Below are 18,652 nucleotides of genomic sequence, written 5' to 3'. Positions count from 1 at the left end.
CCGACGGTGCGGTACGCACGCGGACGGGGCATGCGCCACGCGCTGCAATGCCGCATTTCCCGTGTTGCCGATTGCCTGTCGTGCCCGACGAAACTTGAAATCGACTGAGGAGCAGCATGCGAAAGCTTTGGGCCCCCAACTGGCTGTCCGCGAGGCGGCACAACGCAAATTCACCCGCATCCCCCCGTGCCAGCCGGCCGGTGCCGCTGGCGGGCCGGCGCGCGCTGATGGCGTGGCTGGCCGCGGCCATGACCATGGCAGCCGGCGCCGCGCACGCGCAGCTCAACGTTGAGATCTCCGGGGTCGGCGCCAGCCAGATCCCGGTGGCCACCGCCAACTTCCAGGGCGAGGCCCAGGCCCCGCAGAACCTGACCGCGATCATCCGCGCGGACCTGGCGCGCAGCGGGCGTCTTCGCAATGTCGACCCCGGCGGCGCCACCGTGGCGGAGTCCGCCAATGTCGACCTGGGCAGCTGGAAGAGCCGCGGCGCCGACGCCTTCGTCGCCGGCAGCGTGACCCCGGCCGCGGGCGGCAAGTACGAAGTGCGCTTCCGCCTGTATGACACCGTCAAGGGCCAGAGCCTGGGCGGGCTCGCCTTCACCGTCACCCAGTCGCAGCTGCGCGTGACCGCGCACAAGATCGCCGACTACATCTATGAGAAGCTGCTGGGCGAGCGCGGCGTATTTGCCACGCGCCTGTCCTACGTGTCGAAGGTGGGCGGCCGCTACCAGCTGCTGATCTCCGATTCGGACGGCCAGAACGCGCAGGTGGCGCTGACCAGCAACGAGCCCATCATCTCGCCGTCGTGGTCGCCGGACGGCGCGCGCGTGGCCTACGTCTCGTTCGAGGCCAAGAAGCCGGTGGTGTATGTGCATGACCTGGCCAGCGGCAAGCGCACGCTGGTGTCGAACCAGAAGGGCAACAACAGCGCGCCGTCGTGGTCCCCGGACGGCCGGCACCTGGCGCTGGCGCTGTCGCGCGACGGCAATACCCAGGTCTACCAGGTCAACGCCGATGGCTCGGGCATCCGCCGCCTGTCGCGCAGCAGCGCCATCGACACCGAACCGCAGTATTCACCCGACGGCAAGAGCATCTACTTCACCAGCGACCGCGGCGGTGCGCCGCAGGTCTACCGCATGCCCGCCTCCGGCGAGGAAGGCGGCGGCGCGCAACGCGTCACCTTCAAGGGCAGCTACAACGTAAGCCCGCGCATTTCGCCGGACGGCAAGTACCTGGCGTACATCTCGCGCGCGGGCGGCTTCAAGCTGCAGCTGCAGGACCTGACCAACGGCGACGTGACGTCGCTGACCGATACCGCCAACGACGAAGCGCCGAGCTTCGCCGCCAACGGCAAGTACATCCTTTATGCCACCCGCGTGGGCGGTCGCGCGGTGCTGGCGGCGGTGTCCACTGACGGGCGTACCCGGCAGGTTCTGTCCCTCCAGTCCGGCGATGTTCGCGAGCCGTCCTGGGGTCCTTTCATGCAATAACAGGAGTCATTCACCATGCCTCAACTGATGACCAAAACCCTTGCCATTGCCGCACTACTTGCCCTTGGCGCGTGCAGCTCCGGCGTCAAGCTTGACGATACCGCCAACGCCGGCGCCGGCACCGGCGGCACGGGTGCCGATCCGCGCGCCGTCACCCCGGTGACCGCCGCCGATCCGCTGAACGACCCGAACGGCCCGCTGGCCAAGCGCAGCGTCTACTTCGACTTCGACAGCTACAGCGTCAAGGCCGACTACCAGGGCATGCTGGGCGCGCACGCCAAGTACCTGGGCACCAACCAGGGCCGCAAGATCCTGATCCAGGGCAACACCGACGAGCGCGGCACCAGCGAGTACAACCTCGCGCTGGGGCAGAAGCGCGCCGAAGCCGTGCGCCGCTCGCTGGCCTCGATGGGCGTGCCCGACGCACAGATGGAAGCCGTCAGCCTGGGCAAGGAAAAGCCAAAGGCCACCGGCCATGATGAAGCCTCGTGGGCCGAAAATCGCCGCGCGGACATCAACTACTGATCTGGACCGCCTTCCATGAAAGCACGCGTTTCCACCCTGTTGTGGCTCGCCGCCGTGGCCGGCGGCGGCATGCTGCCGCTGTCGCAGGCGCATGCCGGAGTGTTCGACGATGACGAGGCCCGCAAGGCCGTCATCGGCCTGCGCGACCAGTTCAACGGTTTCCAGGCGACCGCGACCCAGCGCATCGAGCAGAACAGCCGCACCACGCTCGAGATGCAGAACCAGCTCGAAGGCCTGCGCCAGGAAGTGGCGCGGCTGCGCGGCCAGAACGAAGTGCTGCAGAACACGGTGGACACGCTGCAGAAGCAGCAGAAGGACTACTACGCCGACCTGGATGCGCGCCTGAAGAAATTCGAGCCGCAGCAGGTCACGGTCGAAGGCCGCGAAGGCGTGTCGCAGCCGGGCGAAAAGCCCGAATACGATGCCGCGCTCAAGCAGTTCCAGGCGGGCGACTTCAAGAGCGCGGGGAGTTCGTTCTCGGCGTTCGTGAAGAAATACCCGCAGAGCCCGTACCTGCCGCTGGCCCAGTACTGGCTGGGCAACTCGCTGTACGCGCAGCGCGATTACAAGGGCTCTACCTTCGTGCTGCAGAACATGGTCAACGCCAACCCGACCCACCCCAAGGTGCCGGACGCGATGATCGCCATCGCCAACAACCAGCTCGAGTCCGGCCAGAAGGCGGCCGCGCGCAAGACGCTGGAGCAGGTGGTGGCCAAGTATCCGGGCACCGAAGGCGCGCAGGCGGCGAGCAACCGGCTCAAGACGCTGAAGTAAGCGTCGGCGGCGACACTGCCCGCCAGGTCAAGGCCCGCTTCGGCGGGCCTTTCTCGTTTGTCGCGCTAGAATATGAGATTCGCCTGAATGTTCTTGCGCGCCGCCCCGGCACGCCCCCCACCATGACCCCACGCGCCATCGTCCTGCTGTCCGGCGGACTCGACTCCGCCACCGTACTTGCCATGGCCCGCGCCCAAGGCTTCGAGACCTATGCGCTGTCGATGCGCTATGGCCAGCGCCATTCCTCGGAACTGGAAGCCGCCAAACGCGTGGCCGCCGCCCTCGGCGCCGTCCGCCACGAGATCGTTGATCTCGACCTGCGCCGCTTCGGCGGCTCGGCGCTGACCGACGACGCGCTGGAAGTACCGACCGACGGCGCCACCGGCGGCATCCCCGTCACCTATGTGCCGGCGCGCAACACCATCATGCTGTCGCTGGCGCTCGGCTGGGCCGAGGCGGTGGGCGGGCGCGACCTGTTCTTCGGCGCCAACGCGGTCGACTATTCCGGCTACCCGGATTGCCGCCCGGAATACGTCGCGGCCTACGAGACCCTGGCCAACCTGGCCACCAAGGCCGGTGTCGAGGGCGACCGCTTCAGCGTGCATGCGCCCATCATCGACATGACCAAGGGCGAGATCATCCGCGCCGGCATCGCGCTGGGCGTGGACTACAGCCTGACGGTGTCGTGCTACCAGGCCGACGACGAAGGCCGCGCCTGCGGCGTGTGCGACTCCTGCCGCATCCGCCGTGCCGGCTTCGAAGCCGCCGGCGTGCCCGACCCGACCCGCTACCAGGCCGCCGCCTGATCCTGAGTCCGCCGTTCCCGCCCCCATGCCTGAAATCGATCTTGCCGCGCTGTCGCGTTCGGTGCTGCTGAGCACCTTTGTCCTGACCTTCCTGTTCGGAGCCGTGCTGCAACGCACCCACTTCTGCACCATGGGGGCGGTCTCGGACATCGTCAACATGGGCGACTGGAGCCGCATGCGCATGTGGGTGCTGGCGATCGGCGTGGCCATGATCGGCACCGGCGTGCTGGCGTGGAGCGGCGCGATCGACCCGACCAAGACCATCTATGCCGCCAGCAAGCTGGCCTGGCTGTCGGCGCTGGCCGGCGGGCTGATGTTCGGCTTCGGCATGGTGCTGGCGTCCGGCTGCGGCAGCAAGACGCTGGTACGCATCGGCGCGGGCAACCTGAAGTCGCTGGTGGTGTTCGTGTTCCTGGGGCTGTCGGCCTACATGACGCTGCGCGGGCTGTTCGGCGTGGTGCGCGTCAATACCGTCGATGCGGTGGCGCTGGCACTGCCCACCACGCAGGACCTGCCGTCGGTGCTGGCGCAAGGCACCGGCGCCGCGCGCGGCGCGCTGCAGCTGGGCCTGGGCCTGGCGCTGGGCGGCGTGCTGGCCGCGTGGGCACTGGCGGGGCGCGGCTTCCGTACCTTCGACAACCTGCTGGGCGGCGTCGGCGTGGGCCTGATCATCGTGGCGATGTGGTACGTGTCCGGCCACCTGGGCTACGTTGCCGAAGACCCCAACACGCTGGAAGAACTGTTCGTCTCGACCAACAGCGGGCGCATGGAAAGCCTGAGTTTTGTCGCGCCCTATGCCTACACGCTCGACTGGCTGATGCTGTTCAGCGACAAGAGCAAGGTGCTGACCATCGGCATCGTCAGCGTGTTCGGCGTGATCGCCGGCGCGGCGGCCTACGCGCTGGCCACGCGCACGTTCCGCTGGGAAGGCTTCGGCAATGCCGAGGACGTGGCCAACCATATGGTCGGCGGCATGCTGATGGGCGCGGGCGGGGTCACCGCGCTGGGTTGCACGGTGGGGCAGGGGCTGTCGGGCGTGTCGACACTGGCGCTCGGCTCGTTTATCGCGCTGGCGGGTATCCTGGCCGGGGCCGTGCTGGCATTCCGCTACCAGATGTGGCGCCTCGAACGCATGGTCTGATGGTGATGGCGCGCCCTGCGTCCTTGACACATCGAGAATCGCGTCACTATAATCGCGGTTCTGTTTTTTCGGGTCGTTAGCTCAGTCGGTAGAGCAGCGGACTTTTAATCCGTTGGTCGCGTGTTCGAGTCACGCACGACCCACCAGTATTACGAAGGGCCTGTGGCGCACGTCACAGGCCCTTTTTGCGTCTGGCATGCCCCGATGGTAGGGGGTGGTTTAACTAGTTCGAGGTAGAGACTTGGGGCCGGCGCGGGCAGCACAATGGCTCAACCGCGGCGTGTGGACCGCGGGCCTACGGAACGGCCGCGAGACACGGCCTTCGAACCCGACCCTATGCGGCGAGCAGGCGTTTCCTTGCCGGCCAGCGGGCACGTGCTGCGCATCATCTGGCCGTTCGTACCGGTGGTCGTTGCGCTGGCGTTGTTTAGCATCGCCAGCCTGGACCTGTTGTCGGCCGCGCGTGCCTTTGTCGCCGGCGAGAGCCAGTGGTCCAAGGGCCAGAAGAACGCCGTTCTGCACCTGCTGCGCTACGGCGCCGACCGCGATCCGGCGGACTTCGACGCCTACCTGGCGTCCATCGCCATCCCGCTGGGAGACCACCGCGCGCGCCTGGAACTGGACCGCGCCGAGCCCGACCTGGAACGCGTGCACGAGGGCCTGCTGGCAGGCGGCAACCATGCGGAAGACATCCCGCGGATGGTGCGCCTGTACCGGAATTTCCGCCGTATCCATGAGGTCGACGCCGCCATTCGCGTGTGGGCGCAGGGGGATCTCGACATCTTTGCCTTGCATGAGCAGGCGCTGGCGCTTCGGCGGCTGGCCAGCCAGCCCGGCTGCGATGACGCCTGTGTCGCGCCGGTGCTGCGCAATATTGCGCGGATCGACGCCAGGCTGACGCCGCTTGAACGCGCCTTTTCGGGCCACCTGGGCCAGGCGTCGCGCCGGGTCACGCGGCTGCTAACCACCGGCAGCGCGGTGATGGCAGCGGCGCTGCTGATGTCGGCGATCCTGCTGTCGGTGGGGCCGCTGCGGCGCGAGCGCCGGCTGCGCGAGGCCCTCGCGCAGCGCGAAGAGCAACTGCAGCTGGCGGTCGAAGGCAGCAATGACGGCCTGTGGGACTGGCACCTTGGCCGCGGCGAACTGTATTTCTCGCCGCGCTGCGCGCAGATGCTGGGCTACGGCGGCGACGAGCTGCCGCATGCGCGCGAAACCGTGCTGGGCCTGCTGCATCCGTCCGAACTGTCGGCGTTCGAGGCCAAGCTGGCCCACCACCTGCGCAGCGGCGAACCCTACGATGCCGAATTCCGCCTGCGCAACCGGGCCGGCGACTACCTCTGGGTGCGGGCCCGCGGCCGGCTGGTGCGCGGCGCCGGGCGCCGGCGCGCGCGCATGGCGGGCTCGCTGACCGATATTTCGGAGCACAAGCGCTACGAGACCCAGCTGTTTGCGGAAAAGGAGCGTGCCCAGGTCACGCTGCAGGCCATCGGCGACGCGGTGGTGACGGCCGATGTGTGGGGGCGCGTGCAATCGCTCAATCCCGCGGCAGAAGCTCTCACGGGATGGCGCGAAGCCGAAGCCCGGGGCCTGCCGCTGAGCGAGGTCTGCGTGCTGCGCGACGAGGACAGCCTGGCGCCGCTGCCCGATATCGTGACGCTGGCGCTGCGCCAGCGCTGGCACAGCCGCTCGGCGCAACTGGTGCAGCGTGACGGCGCCGGGCAGCCCGGACCGGCGCTGGCGGTCAAGCCATCGGTGGCGCTGATCCGCGATCGTACCGCGCAGGCCATCGGCGTGGTGGTGGTGCTGCACGACATCACCCAGGAACGCGCGCATGCCGCGCGGCTGGCGTACGAGGCCAGCCATGACGCGCTGACCGGCCTGGTCAACCGCGCCGAGTTCGAGCGCCGGCTGGCCGCGGCGATCGAGCGCGCGCGCGCGCAAGGCACTCCCCACACCTTGATGTACCTGGACCTGGACCAGTTCAAGGTGGTGAACGACACCTGCGGCCACGCCGCCGGCGACGAGCTGATCCGGCAGATGGCCGAGATCATGCGCGGCCAGTTGCGCCGCAGCGACACGCTGGCGCGGCTGGGGGGCGACGAGTTCGGCGTGCTGCTCGAGCATTGCGGCACGGCCGACGGCGAGCGCGTGGCCGAGGGCTTGCGCCACGCCATTGCGAGCTTCCGCTTTGCGCACCGGCAGCGCACCTTCGCGGTCGGGGTCAGCATCGGCCTGGTCACGCTGGACCGGCACACCGGCAGCGTGGCCGAGGCGCTGAGCGCGGCCGATGCGGCTTGCTACGTGGCCAAGGAGGGCGGGCGTAATCGCGTGCAGGTCTACCATCCGCTGGACAGCGTGGTGCAGGCCCGCCATGGCGAGATGGAATGGGTCAGCCGCGTGCACGCGGCGCTGGCCGCTGGTCGCTTCTGCCTGTTTTCTCAGGAGATCGTGCCGGTGCAGCCGGTTGCGTTGCCCCCGGCCGGACGCCACGTGGAACTGTTGCTGCGCATGGTCGACGAGCGCGGCCGGCTGGTGCCGCCGATGGCGTTCGTGCCCGCCTGCGAGCGCTACAACCTGATGCCGATGATCGACCGCTGGGTGGTCGAGACCGCGTTTGCCACGCTGGCGGGGCGTCAGGCCGAGATCGCCACCTGCGCGATCAACCTGTCAGGCTCGTCGCTGGCGGACATCCAGTTCCCGGCCTTCGTGCGCGAGCAGGCGCAGCGCTTCGGCATTGCGCTGGACGGCATCTGCTTCGAGATCACCGAGACCGCAGCCATTGCCAACCTGGCGCAGGCGGGCGCGTTCATCATGCAGCTGCAGCAACTGGGCTGCCGGTTCGCGCTGGACGACTTTGGCGCCGGCATGTCGTCGTTCACCTACCTGAAGCACCTGCCTGCGACCTACCTGAAGATCGACGGCAGCTTCGTGCGCGACATGCTGGCCGACCCGGTCAACCTGGTGATGGTGGAGGTGATCCAGCGCATCGGCCACGCCATGGGCAAGCAGACCATTGCGGAATTTGTCGAGAACGAGGCGATGCTCGAGCGGCTGCGAGAGCTGGGCGTGGACTTTGCCCAGGGCTATCACATAGCGCCGCCGATACCGTTCGCACCCGCCGGCCCGGATGCCGGGGCGCGGCCGGCGCTTGCGCTCGCCGGCTGAATCAGCGCCGGCAAGGTTGGCGCCGGCGCCGTCAGGGGATCAGCGGATCGCGGAAGCCGGTGTCGGCGACAGGGGGGGTGCCTGCCGGGGCCGGCGTCGGGACGTTTGCGGGGGGCACCGCCTGGCCCTTGGCGTCACGCCAGGTGTTGTAGGCCCAGTAGGCCGCGCCGGCAACCATGCCGAGCTTGGACAGTTTCCAGGTCCAGCGCAGCACCGGCGCGCGCTTGACCAGCGGCAGCGCCAGCGTCACCGCGGTGCTCAGCAGCGGGTAGTCCTTGGTCAGGCCGACCACCTTCATCCACGAGCCCGGCCGCGCGATGCGCGGCAGCCAGGCACTGAGGGTGCTCAGGCGGTGCACGCCGCCGCGCACCGCGTGCAGCGCCTGCAGGCAATCGTGGCGTTCGAGGGCGGCGCGGGTCAGCAACAGTTCCTTGCGCACCGCCAGCGGCAGGCGCACCTCTTGCGTGAACCGGGGCGCGCGGGGGTATTCGCCCCGTTCGCGTGCGGGCGTGCTGTCGTCAGGGTCGAGTGTGCTCATCGGCGCAGGATCTCCCGGTCTTTGTCGATTTCGGCGAGCGTGGCTTCCAGCATCGGCGGCGCGTCGCGCAGCACGCTGCGGGCGTACCCGAGGCAGATCGCGCACAGCACCAGGTAGAGCACGGTCAGCGCGCCCAGCGCCTGCCAGCGGTACGTGTCCCAGAACAGGATCGCGATGAGGGCGGTCAGGGTGACCATGCCGAGCCCGAAGAACGCCAGCCCGAACAAGGCCAGCAGGGCGACCTTCAGCAAGCGCGTGCGCTCCTCGGCCAACTCCACGCTGGCAAGCTCCAGGCGGGTCTGGACCATCGCCACGAGCGAGCCGGCCAGGTTGCGCACGGCGTCGAGGAACTTGGGGGAAGGGGTGGCTTCGCTCATGCGGCTCCGGCGTGAAAGAGCGGTGCGCCGGCATGGCCGTACGCACCTATCCAGCGGGCGGGCCGGATGCGGCGCCAGAATGTGTCAACAACGATCGTGTCAACGACACCCGGGCGCCCCGGCCATTGGCAACCCGCCTACCGGGTTGCCGCGATGGCGCGGCATGGGCGTGCCGCGCCGGATTGCAACCGCTTACTTGCGATTCAGCAGCAGACCGATCAGCAGGCCCACGCCGGCCGCCACGCCCACGGCGCGCCACGGGTGGTCGTGCACGTAGTCGTCGGTGGCGCGCGCGGCGGCCTTGCTCTTGGTTACGACGGCGTCTTGCAGGTCCTGGGCCTTTTCCTTGGCTTGCTTGAGCAGGCCCATGCCACGCTCGCGCAGTTCGGCGGCCTTTTCCCCGGTGGTCGAGGCGGCTTGCTTCAGCAGTTCCTCGGCGTCGGACAGAACGGTCTTGACATCGCTCATCAGTTTCTCCTGTTTGCGGGCGGTTGGTTCGGTTTGTGCGGATTCTGACATTTTCTTCGCTCCGAGGCTAACGGCATTTGTCGGTCTGATACTTAGCATATGTGGCGACACGTCGCCCTTTCAAGGCAACGCGGCCGGAAGCTGATCGCGCTGCCGGGTCGGACGCCCAAGTATTGCCAGCATGCACGAAAGCAGGCGTGATGAATGTCAGAGAATGTCTATATGACTGCGAGTGATTTTGTGGTGACTTTATATTCGTTTGGGTTGGATATCAATCCAGTGACACCGGTTCCGCCGTGAAATCTGGACAACCGGCCCGCTTTAACTCACCGGACCAATGCAAACGGCCCCGCCAGGGCGGGGCCGTTTGCAAGACAGGTGTCGTATCGACGCCTGTGCGCTAGCGCTGGATTGCGTTCAGAAGAAGGCCTGCAGGCCGGTCTGGGCGCGACCGAGGATGAGTGCGTGGATGTCATGGGTGCCTTCATAGGTGTTGACCACCTCCAGGTTCACCACATGGCGGATCACGCCGAACTCGTCCGAGATGCCGTTGCCGCCCAGCATGTCGCGCGCCACGCGGGCGATGTCGAGCGACTTGCCGCACGAGTTGCGCTTCATGATCGAGGTGATCTCCACTGCCGCGGTGCCTTCGTCCTTCATCCGGCCCAGGCGCAGGCAGCCCTGCAGGCCCAGCGTGATCTCGGTCTGCATGTCGGCCAGCTTCTTCTGCACCAACTGCGTCTGCGCCAGCGGGCGGCCGAACTGCTTGCGGTCCAGCGTGTACTGGCGCGCGGTGTGCCAGCAGAATTCGGCGGCGCCCAGCGCGCCCCAGGCGATGCCGTAGCGTGCCGAGTTCAGGCAGGTGAACGGACCTTTCAGGCCCTTCACGCCCGGCATGATGTTCTCTTCCGGCACGAACACCTGGTCCAGCACGATTTCGCCGGTGATCGAGGTGCGCAGGCCCACCTTGCCATGGATGGCCGGGGCGCTCAGGCCCTTCCAGCCCTTTTCCAGGATGAAGCCGCGGATGTCTTCCTTGCCGTTCTCGCCCGCCAGCTTGGCCCAGACCACGAACACATCGGCGATCGGCGAGTTGGTGATCCACATCTTGGCGCCGCTCAGCTCGTAGCCGCCGTCGACCTTCTTGGCGCGGGTGACCATCGAGCCCGGGTCGGAGCCGTGGTTCGGCTCGGTCAGGCCGAAGCAGCCGATCCACTCGCCCGTGGCCAGCTTGGGCAGGTACTTCTGCTTTTGCGCCTCGGTGCCGAATTCATAGATGGGAACCATCACCAGCGACGACTGCACGCTCATCATCGAGCGGTAGCCCGAATCGACGCGCTCCACCTCGCGCGCGATCAGGCCGTAGCTGACGTAGTTCAGGCCCGGGCCGCCGTATTGCTCCGGGATGGTCGGGCCGAGCAGGCCCAGTTCGCCCATCTCGCGGAAGATCTCGACGTCGGTCTTCTCGTTGCGGAACGACTGCAGCACCCGCGGCATCAGCTTGTCCTGGCAGTACGCGGCGGCGGCGTCACGCACCATGCGCTCGTCGGCGCTCAGTTGCTGGTCGAGCAGCAGGGGGTCGGCCCAGTGGAATTCGGCGTTGGCAGCCATGCAGGTCTCCTTCGGTAGCACAGGGGAAGCGCCGGGCGGGCGGCTGTGTGCCGCTGTCCGCGCTGGCGGATCCATGATTCGTAACAGGTTCGGTGATCGTGCGGAGGATTTTTTTAGAGATCCTGGAAGTTCCGCATTGCGGAACTGTGTTCCGTTGAATTAGTATATCGCAATGGTCTTGCCACGCAACAGGCAAAACCCTGAACCTCCGCGCCTTTGTGCGATGAGCGGACAAGCGCGACTGGAGCAGCGAACCTTGGCCCACACGAACACCAATCCGTCACTTCCTCAAGAACCTGCCGCAACGGCGCCCGTGCGCGACAGCGATCCGAACTTCGTCACCGCGCTGGCGCGCGGCCTGGAGCTGCTGCGTTGCTTCCGCACCGGCGAGGCCATGCTCGGCAACCAGGAGTTCGTGCGCCGCACCGGGTTTCCCAAGGCCACGGTGAGCCGGCTGGCGGGCACGCTGGTGCAGCTGGGCTACCTGCGCTATGACGAGAGCCTGGGCAAGTACGCGCTCGATGCCGGCGTGCTGGCGCTGGGCTACGCCTATCTGTCGGCGTCGGACGTGGTGTCGCTGGCGCGCCCGCATATGCTGGCGTTCGCGCAGTCGTACGGGGTCTCGGTGTCGCTCGGCAAGCGCGAGCGCATGGAGGTGATCTACCTGGAATCGATCCGCAACGACGCCGGCGTGATGCTCGGGCTGGGGGTTGGTTCGCGGCTGTCGCTGGTGTCCAGTTCGATGGGGCGGGCCTACCTGGCGGCCTTGCCGCCGGCGCGCCGCGAGCGCGTGATGGCGGAATTCAGCCAGGCTTTCCCCGAGCAATGGAAGCAGCAGGAGGCCGCCACCCGCGCCGCGCTGGCCGAGGCGCAGCAGCGCGGCTATGCGGCATCGTTCCGCGACTGGCATCCGGCCATCCATGCCTGCGCGGTGGCGTTCCGGCCGGTGGGCGAAAAGGAACTGCACATGCTGAGCTGCAGCGCTTCCTACGGGGCGGTGGACGAGGCGGTGTTCCACCAGACGCTGGCGCCGGCGTTGCGGGCGCTGGCGGCAAGGTTGTCCGAGCCGGCGGGTTGAGGCCACCCGCCGGCCCTGCGCGCAGGGACGGCGCGGATCACAGGTCGGTGCGCAATTTCCACAGTTCGGGGAACAGCACCACGTCCAGCATCCGGCGCAGATAGCTGACCCCTTCGGTGCCGCCCGTCCCGCGCTTGAAGCCGATCACCCGCTCGACCGTGGTCACATGGCGGAAGCGCCATTGCCGGAACGCGTCTTCCAGGTCGACGAACTTCTCGCCCAGTTCATACAGTTCCCAGTGCGCGCCGGGGTTGCGATAGACCTCCAGCCACGCCGCCTCGACCGATGCGTTGTACGCGGTGGGCTGGGTCCAGTCGCGCTCGACGCAATCCGCGTCGATGGCAAAGCCGCGCCGCGCCATCAGCCGGATCGCCTCGTCGTACAGCGACGGGGTCTTCAGCGCGGTCTCGACCAGCGCCAGGTGCTCGGGCCGGTGCGCATGCGGCCTGAGCATGGCGGCGTTCTTGTTGCCCAGGATGAACTCGATCTCGCGGTACTGGTAGGACTGGAAGCCCGACGACATGCCCAGGTAGGGCCGCATCGCCGAGTATTCCGGCGGCGTCATGGTGGCCAGCACGTTCCACGCCTGCACCAGCTGGTCCATGATGCGCGACACGCGGGTCAGCATCTTGAACGCCGGCGGCAGGCTGTCGCCCTTGACCGACTCGCGTGCGGCGCGCAGCTCGTGCAGCATCAGCTTCATCCACAGCTCGGTGGTCTGGTGCTGCACGATAAACAGCATCTCGTTGTGGTCCGGCGACAGCGGATGCTGCGCGCTCAGGATCTGGTCCAGGCCGAGGTAGTCGCCATAGCTCATGTCCCGCGCGAAATCCATCTGCGCGCCATGCCAGTCGTCGCCTTGCGGCGTGGCGGCCGGCGCGGCGCCGGAAAACGGGCATCCCTTGAATTCGCTCATGATGCGCTCCCGCTCAGGTCACCTGGCCGCGCGTGTGCAAGCGCGCGTCGCGATAGGCGCCACTGTCCAGCACGTCGCGCAGGATTTCCACAGCATCCCACACCTCGGCGAAGCTGGTGTAGAGCGGCGTGAAGCCGAAGCGGGCGATGCGCGGCTCGCGGTAGTCGCCGATCACGCCGCGCTCGATCAGGGCCTGCACCAGGGCATAGCCTTCGGGGTGCTCCAGGCTGACCTGGCTGCCGCGGCGCGCGTGCTCGCGTGGCGTCACCAGCGTCAGCGGGTGTTGGCCGCAGCGGGCTTCCACCAGCTGGATGAACAGGTCGGTCAGCTGCAGCGACTTGGCGCGCAGCGCCTGCATGTCGGTCTGCGCGAACACATCCAGGCCGCACTCCACCATCGCCAGCGACGTGACCGGCTGGGTGCCGCACAGGAAGCGGCGCACGCCGTCGACCGGCCGGTACTGCGGCTCCATCGCGAACGGCGCGGCGTGGCCCCACCAGCCCGACAGCGGCTGCCAGAAGGCGTCGCGCAGCGCGGGCGCGACCCAGACGAAGGCGGGCGAGCCCGGGCCGCCGTTCAGGTACTTGTAGGTGCAGCCGATGGCGTAGTCGGCGCCGGCCGCCTTCAGGCCGACCGGCACGGCGCCGGCCGAATGGCACAGGTCCCACACCGTCAGCGCGCCGCGGGCATGGGCCAGCTCGGTCAGCGCGGCCATGTCCAGCATCTCGCCGGTCTTGTAGTTGACGTGGGTCAGCATCAGCACCGCGGTGTCGGCGCCCACGGCGGCGTCGAGCTCAGCCGGCGAGTTCACCAGGCGCAGCGAATAGCCTTGCTGCAGCAGGTCGGCCAGGCCCTGGGCGATATACAGGTCAGTGGGGAAGTTGCTGGCCTCGGACACGATCACCTTGCGCGCCGGGTCGCGCGTCTGCTGCACGCGCAGCGCCGCGGCCAGCACCTTGAACAGGTTGATCGAGGTGGTGTCGGTGACTACCACTTCATCGTCGCCCGCGCCGACCAGCGGCGCCAGCTTGTTGCCCAGGCGCTGCGGCAGGTCGAACCAGCCGGCGGTGTTCCAGCTGCGGATCAGGCCGTCGCCCCATTCCTCGGCCACCACCTGGGCGGCGCGCGCGGCGGCGGCGCGGGGGCGCGCGCCGAGCGAGTTGCCGTCGAGGTAAATCACGCCCTGGGGCAGCGCGAACTGGTCGCGCAGCGGGCGCAGCGGGTCTTGCTGGTCGAGCCGGATACAGTGCTCGCGGTCAATGGTCGTCATGTCGTGCAGTATGGCCAGGCGGGTTCGGAATAGGTTTAGTCGAGGCTGCGCAGCACCGCGCGCACCGGGCTGGCATCCAGCGCGGCAAAGCGCAGCGGCAGCGCGATCAGCTCATAGTCGCCGGCATCGACCTGATCCAGCACGATGCCTTCCAGGATCGCCAGGCCATGGCGGCGCACGGCGTTGTGCGCGTCCATGGTCTTGGAGTCCTGCGGATCGAGCGACGGCGTGTCGATGCCGACCAGCTGCACGCCGTGCGCGGCCAGCAGCGCGATGGTGTCGGGCGCCACCGCACAAAAAGCGGGATCCCACTGCGCCAGCGGCGCCTGCCGGTAGGTGCGCAGCAGCACCCGCGGCGGCAGGCCGGCCAGCGCGTGCTCGACATGGCGCGGCTGCACCAGCGGCGCGGCGCCGATGCAGTGGATCACCCGGCAGGGGCCCAGGTAGGGCGCCAGCGGCACGGCGCCGATCGGCGCGCCGTCGGCGGCGTAGTGCAGCGGCGCGTCTGCGTGCGCGCCGGTGTGCGGCGACAGCGTGATGCGGCCGACATTGACCGGGCAATGCGCGTCGATCTGCCACGCCGGCTGCTGCTGGAACGGCGTATCGCCAGGCCACACCGGGGTGGCGGGCGACAGCGGCGGGCTGATGTCCCACAGCTGGCGCGGGTCGGGATTGGGGGCGGTCATGGGTGCCCGGCGCCGTCTGCGGGCGCCGTTTCTGTGTGCCTCGATGTCGGGAATCATAGTCAAAATCGGTGGCAAGAGGCTTGCTAAATGGCCCGTCATCCGGGCTGTCTTTCGCATAGAATGCGAAAAAATGCCGATTTCTCGAAGGAAATTCGAATGAACCTCGATCCCACCGATCTGCGTATCCTGACCTGCCTGCAGGAGAACGGCCGCATCAGCAACCAGGACCTGGCCGACCGCGTGGCGCTGTCGCCGTCGGCGTGCCTGCGCCGGGTGCGGCTGCTGGAAGAGTCAGGGGTAATCGGCGGTTATCGCGCCTGGTTCGACGCCGAGCAGCTGGGGCTGGAGCTGGAGGCGATCGTGCAGGTGTCGATGCGCCATGACGTGGAGGGCTGGCACGACACCTTTATCGCCGCGGTGCAGTCGTGGCCGGAAGTGCTGTCGGCGTACATCATCACCGGCGACAGCAACTACATCCTGCGCGTGCAGGCGCGCAACCTGAAGCACTACTCCGATTTCATCGTGAACCGGCTGTATCGCACCCCGGGCGTGATGGACATCCGCTCGAATATCGTGCTGCAGCGGATCAAGGTGGACAGCTCGCCGCTGGCGATCCTGAAGTCCGACGCCTAGCGCTGCGTGTGCAGCGCGATCAGTTGCCGCAGGGTTTCCTTCAGCTGCGCGCCCTGCCGCACGCCGAAGTCATCCAACACGGCGCGTTCGTGTTGCGCGGCGCGCTCCAGCAGCGGCCGGGCCAGGGCAAGGCCGCGCGGCGTGATCGAGATCAGGGCCTGGCGGCGGTCAGTCCTGCTGGCACGGCGCCGGACCAGGCCGTCTTGCGCCATGCGATCGACCAGCTTGGTCAGCGTGGGCTGTTTGGTCAGCGTGATTTCCGCGAGCGCGCCGATGGTGCAGTCGGGACGGTCGGCCAGCGTGGCCAGCACGCGCCATTCCTGCACGGAAAGGCCGCTGGCTTCTACCTCGCGATGGAATTCGCCCGAGATCAAATGACTGGCGCGGGCCAGCAGGTAGGCCAGGTAGCCGTCGACGAACGGCTGGGGAGAGGGGGCTGCCGGCAGATCCGCCATGATGGGCCAGAGGCTGCTCAGAGATCGATCGGCGCGGTGGTGGTGAACTGGCCGCCCTGGAACACCAGCGGTCCGTCCTTGCCCCCGAGCACGCCGCAGCGCTCCACTTCGCCGACAAAGATGACGTGGTCGCCCTCGTCGTAGCGGCTGCGGTTGTGGCATTCGAACCAGGCCAGCGCATTCGACAGGATCGGCAGGCCGGTGGCCGAGAGCCGGTAGTCCACGCCGGCGAAGCGGTCGCCCTTGAGCGTGGCGAAGCGCTGGCACAGGTCCAGCTGCGAGGCCGACAGCACGTTGATGATGTAGTGGGTGCCGTCGCGGAACATCGGCAGGCTGTTGGCGCGCGAGGCCATGCTCCACAGCACCAGCGGCGGCTCCAGCGACACCGAGTTGAACGAGCTGGCGGTAATGCCGATGAACGGCGGCGCGCCGGCGGCAACCGACTCGTTGCTGGCACGCGTGGTGATGACCGTGACCCCGGTCGCGAACTGCGACAGGGTATGGCGGAAGTGCATCGCGTCGAAGTCGGGGGCGGCGGCTACGCTGGCGATCCGTGGCCGGGCCTCAGGCATGCCCATGGGGGCTCCACTGGAGTTCATGAAATTTCATATATATTATTCGCGCCAGGGGCGGCGAGTTCAAGTCCGGCGCCGCGCATGACACGCCGCAGATGAGGGCTGGCCCACAAAACCCGGGTGGCCCGCCCCCAATAGCACCAGCAGCCAATAACAAGCAGCAGGAGACAAGCGCATGCTCATCGAGCAGATCGAACACCGCTGGCTGGCGGCGTTCCGCCGCACGCTGGAACTCTGTGCCCTGCGGCACGGGGATGTCGTCGGAATTGTAACGGAGTCCCAATCCCGCCCCGTCAACGTGGCCTTGGCCGAACTGGCGGTGCAGTCGCTCGGCGCCACGCCGGTGCGTATCCAGGTGCCGACCCCGGCGCTTGCCGCCCCGGCGCCGGTGCGCTCCACCGGCGCCAGTGATGCCCTGCAGCAACTCGCTCCAGTGCTGGCGGCGCTGTCGCGCTGCCAACTGGTGCTCGACTGCACCGTCGAAGGCCTGCTGCACGCACCGGAATTGCCGCAGATCCTGCGCGGCGCTGACGGCGTGGTGCCGCGCATGCTGATGGTCAGCAACGAGCACCCCGAAATCCTGGAGCGCTGCCAGCCCGACCCGTCGCTGGAGACCACCGTGCGCGCGGCGATGAAGCGCCTGCGCGGCGCGCGCGAAATGCGCGTGCATTCGGCCGCCGGCACCGAGCTGCGCATCGGCCTGGCCGAGGCGCGCGTTGGCGGCGTCTGGGGCTTCTGCAACAAGCCTGGCCAGGTCTCGCACTGGCCCGGGGGGCTGTGCCTGGCGTTCCCGGCAGGGCGCCAGGTCAACGGCACGCTGGTGCTGGCGCCGGGCGACGTCAACCTGACCTTCAAGACCTACCTGCGCGATACCGTGGTCTGCCATATCGAGGACGACTACATCGTCGCCGTCGAGGGGCAGGGCGTCGACGCCGACATGATGCGCGGCTACTACCAGGCCTGGGCCGACCGCGAGGGCACGCGCGACGCCTACGCGGTCTCGCACGTGGGCTGGGGCCTGAACCGGCTGGCGCGCTGGGACGCGATGACGTTCTACGACAAACGCGATTGCAACGGCACCGAACTGCGCGCGTTCGCCGGCAACTTCCTGTTTTCGACCGGCGCCAACGAGGTCGCCGGGCGGCATACGCTGGGCCACTTCGACCTGCCGCTGCGGAACTGCACGATTTCGCTCGATGGCCGCAACGAGGTCGAGGCGGGCACGCTGGTGGAGGTAGCGGCATGAGCGCAACCGCGATCAACCAGCGCCACGCCAACGGCATCGCCACGCTGGCCTGGGGCGACGGACCGGTGGCGGTGGTGATGCTGCATGGCATCGGCGGCGGCAAGGCCGCCTGGCCCGCGCAAGGCGAGGCGCTGGCGCAGGCCGGATACCGCGCGGTGGCGTGGGACATGCCCGGCTATGGCGACAGCGCCATGATCGATCCCTATGACTTCGACGGCCTGGCCCGGGCGCTGGCACCGGTGCTGCTGGCCGAGCGCGGCGACGGCCGGCGCGTGGTGCTGCTGGGCCACAGCATGGGCGGCATGGTCGCGCAGCAGGCCTGCGCGGCGACGCCCGCGCTGATCGACGGCATGGTGCTGTCCGGCACCTCGCCCGCCTTCGGCAAGGGTGATGGCCCTTGGCAACGCGAGTTCGTCGCGGCGCGCACCGCGCCGCTGGATGCGGGCAAGACCATGGCGCAGATGGCGGCCGGGCTGGTGCGCACCATGGTCGCGCCCGCTGCCGACGCGCAGGCGGTGGCCTTCGCCACGGCGGTGATGGCGGCGGTGCCGGCGCCCACCTACCGCGCCGCGCTGGCTGCGCTGGTGCGCTTCAACCAGCGCGACGCGCTGCCCCGTATCGCGGTGCCGGTGCTGGCGCTGGCCGGCCAGCACGACACCAATGCCGCGCCCGAGGTGATGCAGCGCATGGCGCAACGCATTGCCGGCGCCGAGTACCGCTGCCTGCCCGACGTGGGCCATCTGGCCTGCATGGAGCGACCCGGGCCGTTCAACCAGGCGGTGCTGGACTTCCTGCGCCGGCACTTTCCCGTGCACTGACGCGCGCGGCGTTCCGGCAACGCCGGCATAAGAACCACAGCCGCGCCGCACCATACCGGCGCGAGCAGCAAAACAGGAGA

The 18,652-nt window shown here is 68.3% G+C and carries 19 protein-coding genes and 1 tRNA gene; 11 read left to right on the top strand and 9 right to left on the bottom strand.

Features of this window, described 5'->3' with window-relative positions; all coding sequences use genetic code 11:
• The first annotated feature begins 116 nt into the window (after positions 1-116).
• The 7 genes from tolB (at position 117) to ACOCMH_RS28820 (ending at position 7,901) form a co-directional block, all read left to right on the top strand.
• Positions 117-1,490 (top strand): Tol-Pal system beta propeller repeat protein TolB, encoded by a 1,374-nt coding sequence (tolB, locus tag ACOCMH_RS28850; RefSeq protein WP_427310762.1) that lies wholly within the window; start codon positions 117-119, stop codon positions 1,488-1,490.
• Between the two features lie 15 nt (positions 1,491-1,505).
• Entirely contained in the window at positions 1,506-2,015 is a 510-nt protein-coding gene (pal, locus tag ACOCMH_RS28845) for a peptidoglycan-associated lipoprotein Pal (RefSeq protein ID WP_427310760.1), read from the top strand.
• A 15-nt stretch (positions 2,016-2,030) separates the two neighbouring features.
• Positions 2,031-2,789, top strand: coding sequence for a tol-pal system protein YbgF (ybgF, locus tag ACOCMH_RS28840; RefSeq protein ID WP_427310758.1), 759 nt, complete (start codon positions 2,031-2,033; stop codon positions 2,787-2,789).
• 122 nt (positions 2,790-2,911) lie between these two features.
• Positions 2,912-3,595 (top strand): 7-cyano-7-deazaguanine synthase QueC, encoded by a 684-nt coding sequence (gene queC / locus ACOCMH_RS28835; protein WP_427310756.1) that lies wholly within the window; start codon positions 2,912-2,914, stop codon positions 3,593-3,595.
• A 25-nt stretch (positions 3,596-3,620) separates the two neighbouring features.
• Positions 3,621-4,736, top strand: coding sequence for a YeeE/YedE family protein (locus tag ACOCMH_RS28830; RefSeq protein WP_427310754.1), 1,116 nt, complete (start codon positions 3,621-3,623; stop codon positions 4,734-4,736).
• 70 nt (positions 4,737-4,806) lie between these two features.
• Positions 4,807-4,882 (top strand) — tRNA-Lys (locus tag ACOCMH_RS28825).
• A 118-nt stretch (positions 4,883-5,000) separates the two neighbouring features.
• Positions 5,001-7,901, top strand: coding sequence for an EAL domain-containing protein (locus tag ACOCMH_RS28820; RefSeq protein ID WP_427310752.1), 2,901 nt, complete (start codon positions 5,001-5,003; stop codon positions 7,899-7,901).
• A 31-nt stretch (positions 7,902-7,932) separates the two neighbouring features.
• On the opposite strand, the gene ACOCMH_RS28815 is transcribed toward ACOCMH_RS28820, so the two are convergent.
• The 4 genes from ACOCMH_RS28815 to ACOCMH_RS28800 form a co-directional block, all read right to left on the bottom strand.
• A complete protein-coding gene (locus tag ACOCMH_RS28815) occupies positions 7,933-8,439 on the bottom strand; it encodes a DUF3318 domain-containing protein (RefSeq protein ID WP_171516077.1) in 507 nt (168 codons plus the stop codon).
• A complete protein-coding gene (locus tag ACOCMH_RS28810; RefSeq protein ID WP_427310750.1) occupies positions 8,436-8,816 on the bottom strand; it encodes a phage holin family protein in 381 nt (126 codons plus the stop codon). Before ACOCMH_RS28810 ends, ACOCMH_RS28815 begins: the two co-directional genes overlap by 4 nt.
• Positions 8,817-9,008: 192 nt before the next feature.
• A complete protein-coding gene (locus ACOCMH_RS28805; RefSeq protein WP_010813729.1) occupies positions 9,009-9,335 on the bottom strand; it encodes a DUF883 family protein in 327 nt (108 codons plus the stop codon).
• Positions 9,336-9,701: 366 nt separating this feature from the next.
• The gene (locus tag ACOCMH_RS28800) at positions 9,702-10,895 is read right to left on the bottom strand and encodes an acyl-CoA dehydrogenase (protein WP_427310748.1); all 1,194 of its coding nucleotides are present in this window, start codon (positions 10,893-10,895) and stop codon (positions 9,702-9,704) included.
• 223 nt (positions 10,896-11,118) lie between these two features.
• Between ACOCMH_RS28800 and ACOCMH_RS28795 the strand changes: the two genes are divergently transcribed.
• Positions 11,119-11,973 carry an IclR family transcriptional regulator gene (locus ACOCMH_RS28795; protein WP_427310746.1) on the top strand — a complete coding sequence of 285 codons (855 nt, stop codon included), beginning with the start codon at positions 11,119-11,121 and terminating at the stop codon, positions 11,971-11,973.
• Between the two features lie 37 nt (positions 11,974-12,010).
• Here the strand turns inward: ACOCMH_RS28795 and kynA are convergent, their stop codons facing one another.
• The 3 genes from kynA to kynB are packed head-to-tail and all read right to left on the bottom strand — an operon-like array spanning position 12,011 to position 14,845.
• Positions 12,011-12,889, bottom strand: coding sequence for a tryptophan 2,3-dioxygenase (kynA, locus tag ACOCMH_RS28790; RefSeq protein WP_427310744.1), 879 nt, complete (start codon positions 12,887-12,889; stop codon positions 12,011-12,013).
• A gap of 13 nt (positions 12,890-12,902) precedes the next feature.
• Positions 12,903-14,159, bottom strand: coding sequence for a kynureninase (kynU, locus tag ACOCMH_RS28785; RefSeq protein WP_427310742.1), 1,257 nt, complete (start codon positions 14,157-14,159; stop codon positions 12,903-12,905).
• A gap of 35 nt (positions 14,160-14,194) precedes the next feature.
• Entirely contained in the window at positions 14,195-14,845 is a 651-nt protein-coding gene (kynB, locus tag ACOCMH_RS28780) for an arylformamidase (protein WP_427310740.1), read from the bottom strand.
• Positions 14,846-15,001: 156 nt separating this feature from the next.
• On the opposite strand from kynB, the gene ACOCMH_RS28775 reads away from it, so the two are divergent.
• Entirely contained in the window at positions 15,002-15,478 is a 477-nt protein-coding gene (locus tag ACOCMH_RS28775; RefSeq protein WP_427310738.1) for an Lrp/AsnC family transcriptional regulator, read from the top strand.
• Here the strand turns inward: ACOCMH_RS28775 and ACOCMH_RS28770 are convergent.
• Together ACOCMH_RS28770 and ACOCMH_RS28765 are read right to left on the bottom strand one after the other, a co-directional pair.
• Positions 15,475-15,933 carry a MarR family winged helix-turn-helix transcriptional regulator gene (locus ACOCMH_RS28770; RefSeq protein ID WP_427310736.1) on the bottom strand — a complete coding sequence of 153 codons (459 nt, stop codon included), beginning with the start codon at positions 15,931-15,933 and terminating at the stop codon, positions 15,475-15,477. The two genes, ACOCMH_RS28775 and ACOCMH_RS28770, sit on opposite strands and share 4 nt — an antisense overlap.
• 17 nt (positions 15,934-15,950) lie before the next feature.
• Positions 15,951-16,511 (bottom strand): flavin reductase family protein, encoded by a 561-nt coding sequence (locus tag ACOCMH_RS28765; RefSeq protein ID WP_427310734.1) that lies wholly within the window; start codon positions 16,509-16,511, stop codon positions 15,951-15,953.
• Positions 16,512-16,683: 172 nt separating this feature from the next.
• Here ACOCMH_RS28765 and ACOCMH_RS28760 point away from each other — a divergent pair, with 172 nt between their 5' ends.
• Entirely contained in the window at positions 16,684-17,754 is a 1,071-nt protein-coding gene (locus ACOCMH_RS28760) for a peptidase M29 (protein ID WP_427310732.1), read from the top strand.
• On the top strand, positions 17,751-18,572 hold the full coding sequence (locus ACOCMH_RS28755) for an alpha/beta fold hydrolase (RefSeq protein WP_427310731.1): 822 nt from the start codon (positions 17,751-17,753) through the stop codon (positions 18,570-18,572). The genes ACOCMH_RS28760 and ACOCMH_RS28755 overlap by 4 nt, the downstream gene beginning before the upstream one ends.
• The last annotated feature ends 80 nt before the right edge of the window (positions 18,573-18,652 follow it).

This window comes from Cupriavidus sp. H39 (assembly GCF_050271075.1).
In the GTDB taxonomy this organism is placed as follows: domain Bacteria; phylum Pseudomonadota; class Gammaproteobacteria; order Burkholderiales; family Burkholderiaceae; genus Cupriavidus; species Cupriavidus necator_B.
This window is presented reverse-complemented; position numbering and strand designations above follow the sequence as displayed.

Excerpts from the sequence above, each read along its gene's own strand:
- ACOCMH_RS28770 (WP_427310736.1), bottom strand. The coding sequence starts at position 15,933 with ATGGCGGATCTGCCGGCAGCCCCCTCTCCCCAGCCGTTCGTCGACGGC.
- ACOCMH_RS28830 (WP_427310754.1), top strand. The coding sequence starts at position 3,621 with ATGCCTGAAATCGATCTTGCCGCGCTGTCGCGTTCGGTGCTGCTGAGC.
- pal (WP_427310760.1), top strand. The coding sequence starts at position 1,506 with ATGCCTCAACTGATGACCAAAACCCTTGCCATTGCCGCACTACTTGCC.
- ACOCMH_RS28795 (WP_427310746.1), top strand. The coding sequence starts at position 11,119 with ATGAGCGGACAAGCGCGACTGGAGCAGCGAACCTTGGCCCACACGAAC.
- kynB (WP_427310740.1), bottom strand. The coding sequence starts at position 14,845 with ATGACCGCCCCCAATCCCGACCCGCGCCAGCTGTGGGACATCAGCCCG.
- queC (WP_427310756.1), top strand. The coding sequence starts at position 2,912 with ATGACCCCACGCGCCATCGTCCTGCTGTCCGGCGGACTCGACTCCGCC.
- ACOCMH_RS28815 (WP_171516077.1), bottom strand. The coding sequence starts at position 8,439 with ATGAGCACACTCGACCCTGACGACAGCACGCCCGCACGCGAACGGGGC.
- kynU (WP_427310742.1), bottom strand. The coding sequence starts at position 14,159 with ATGACGACCATTGACCGCGAGCACTGTATCCGGCTCGACCAGCAAGAC.
- ybgF (WP_427310758.1), top strand. The coding sequence starts at position 2,031 with ATGAAAGCACGCGTTTCCACCCTGTTGTGGCTCGCCGCCGTGGCCGGC.
- ACOCMH_RS28760 (WP_427310732.1), top strand. The coding sequence starts at position 16,684 with ATGCTCATCGAGCAGATCGAACACCGCTGGCTGGCGGCGTTCCGCCGC.
- ACOCMH_RS28805 (WP_010813729.1), bottom strand. The coding sequence starts at position 9,335 with ATGTCAGAATCCGCACAAACCGAACCAACCGCCCGCAAACAGGAGAAA.
- ACOCMH_RS28800 (WP_427310748.1), bottom strand. The coding sequence starts at position 10,895 with ATGGCTGCCAACGCCGAATTCCACTGGGCCGACCCCCTGCTGCTCGAC.
- ACOCMH_RS28765 (WP_427310734.1), bottom strand. The coding sequence starts at position 16,511 with ATGGGCATGCCTGAGGCCCGGCCACGGATCGCCAGCGTAGCCGCCGCC.
- tolB (WP_427310762.1), top strand. The coding sequence starts at position 117 with ATGCGAAAGCTTTGGGCCCCCAACTGGCTGTCCGCGAGGCGGCACAAC.
- ACOCMH_RS28775 (WP_427310738.1), top strand. The coding sequence starts at position 15,002 with ATGAACCTCGATCCCACCGATCTGCGTATCCTGACCTGCCTGCAGGAG.
- ACOCMH_RS28755 (WP_427310731.1), top strand. The coding sequence starts at position 17,751 with ATGAGCGCAACCGCGATCAACCAGCGCCACGCCAACGGCATCGCCACG.
- ACOCMH_RS28820 (WP_427310752.1), top strand. The coding sequence starts at position 5,001 with ATGGCTCAACCGCGGCGTGTGGACCGCGGGCCTACGGAACGGCCGCGA.
- kynA (WP_427310744.1), bottom strand. The coding sequence starts at position 12,889 with ATGAGCGAATTCAAGGGATGCCCGTTTTCCGGCGCCGCGCCGGCCGCC.
- ACOCMH_RS28810 (WP_427310750.1), bottom strand. The coding sequence starts at position 8,816 with ATGAGCGAAGCCACCCCTTCCCCCAAGTTCCTCGACGCCGTGCGCAAC.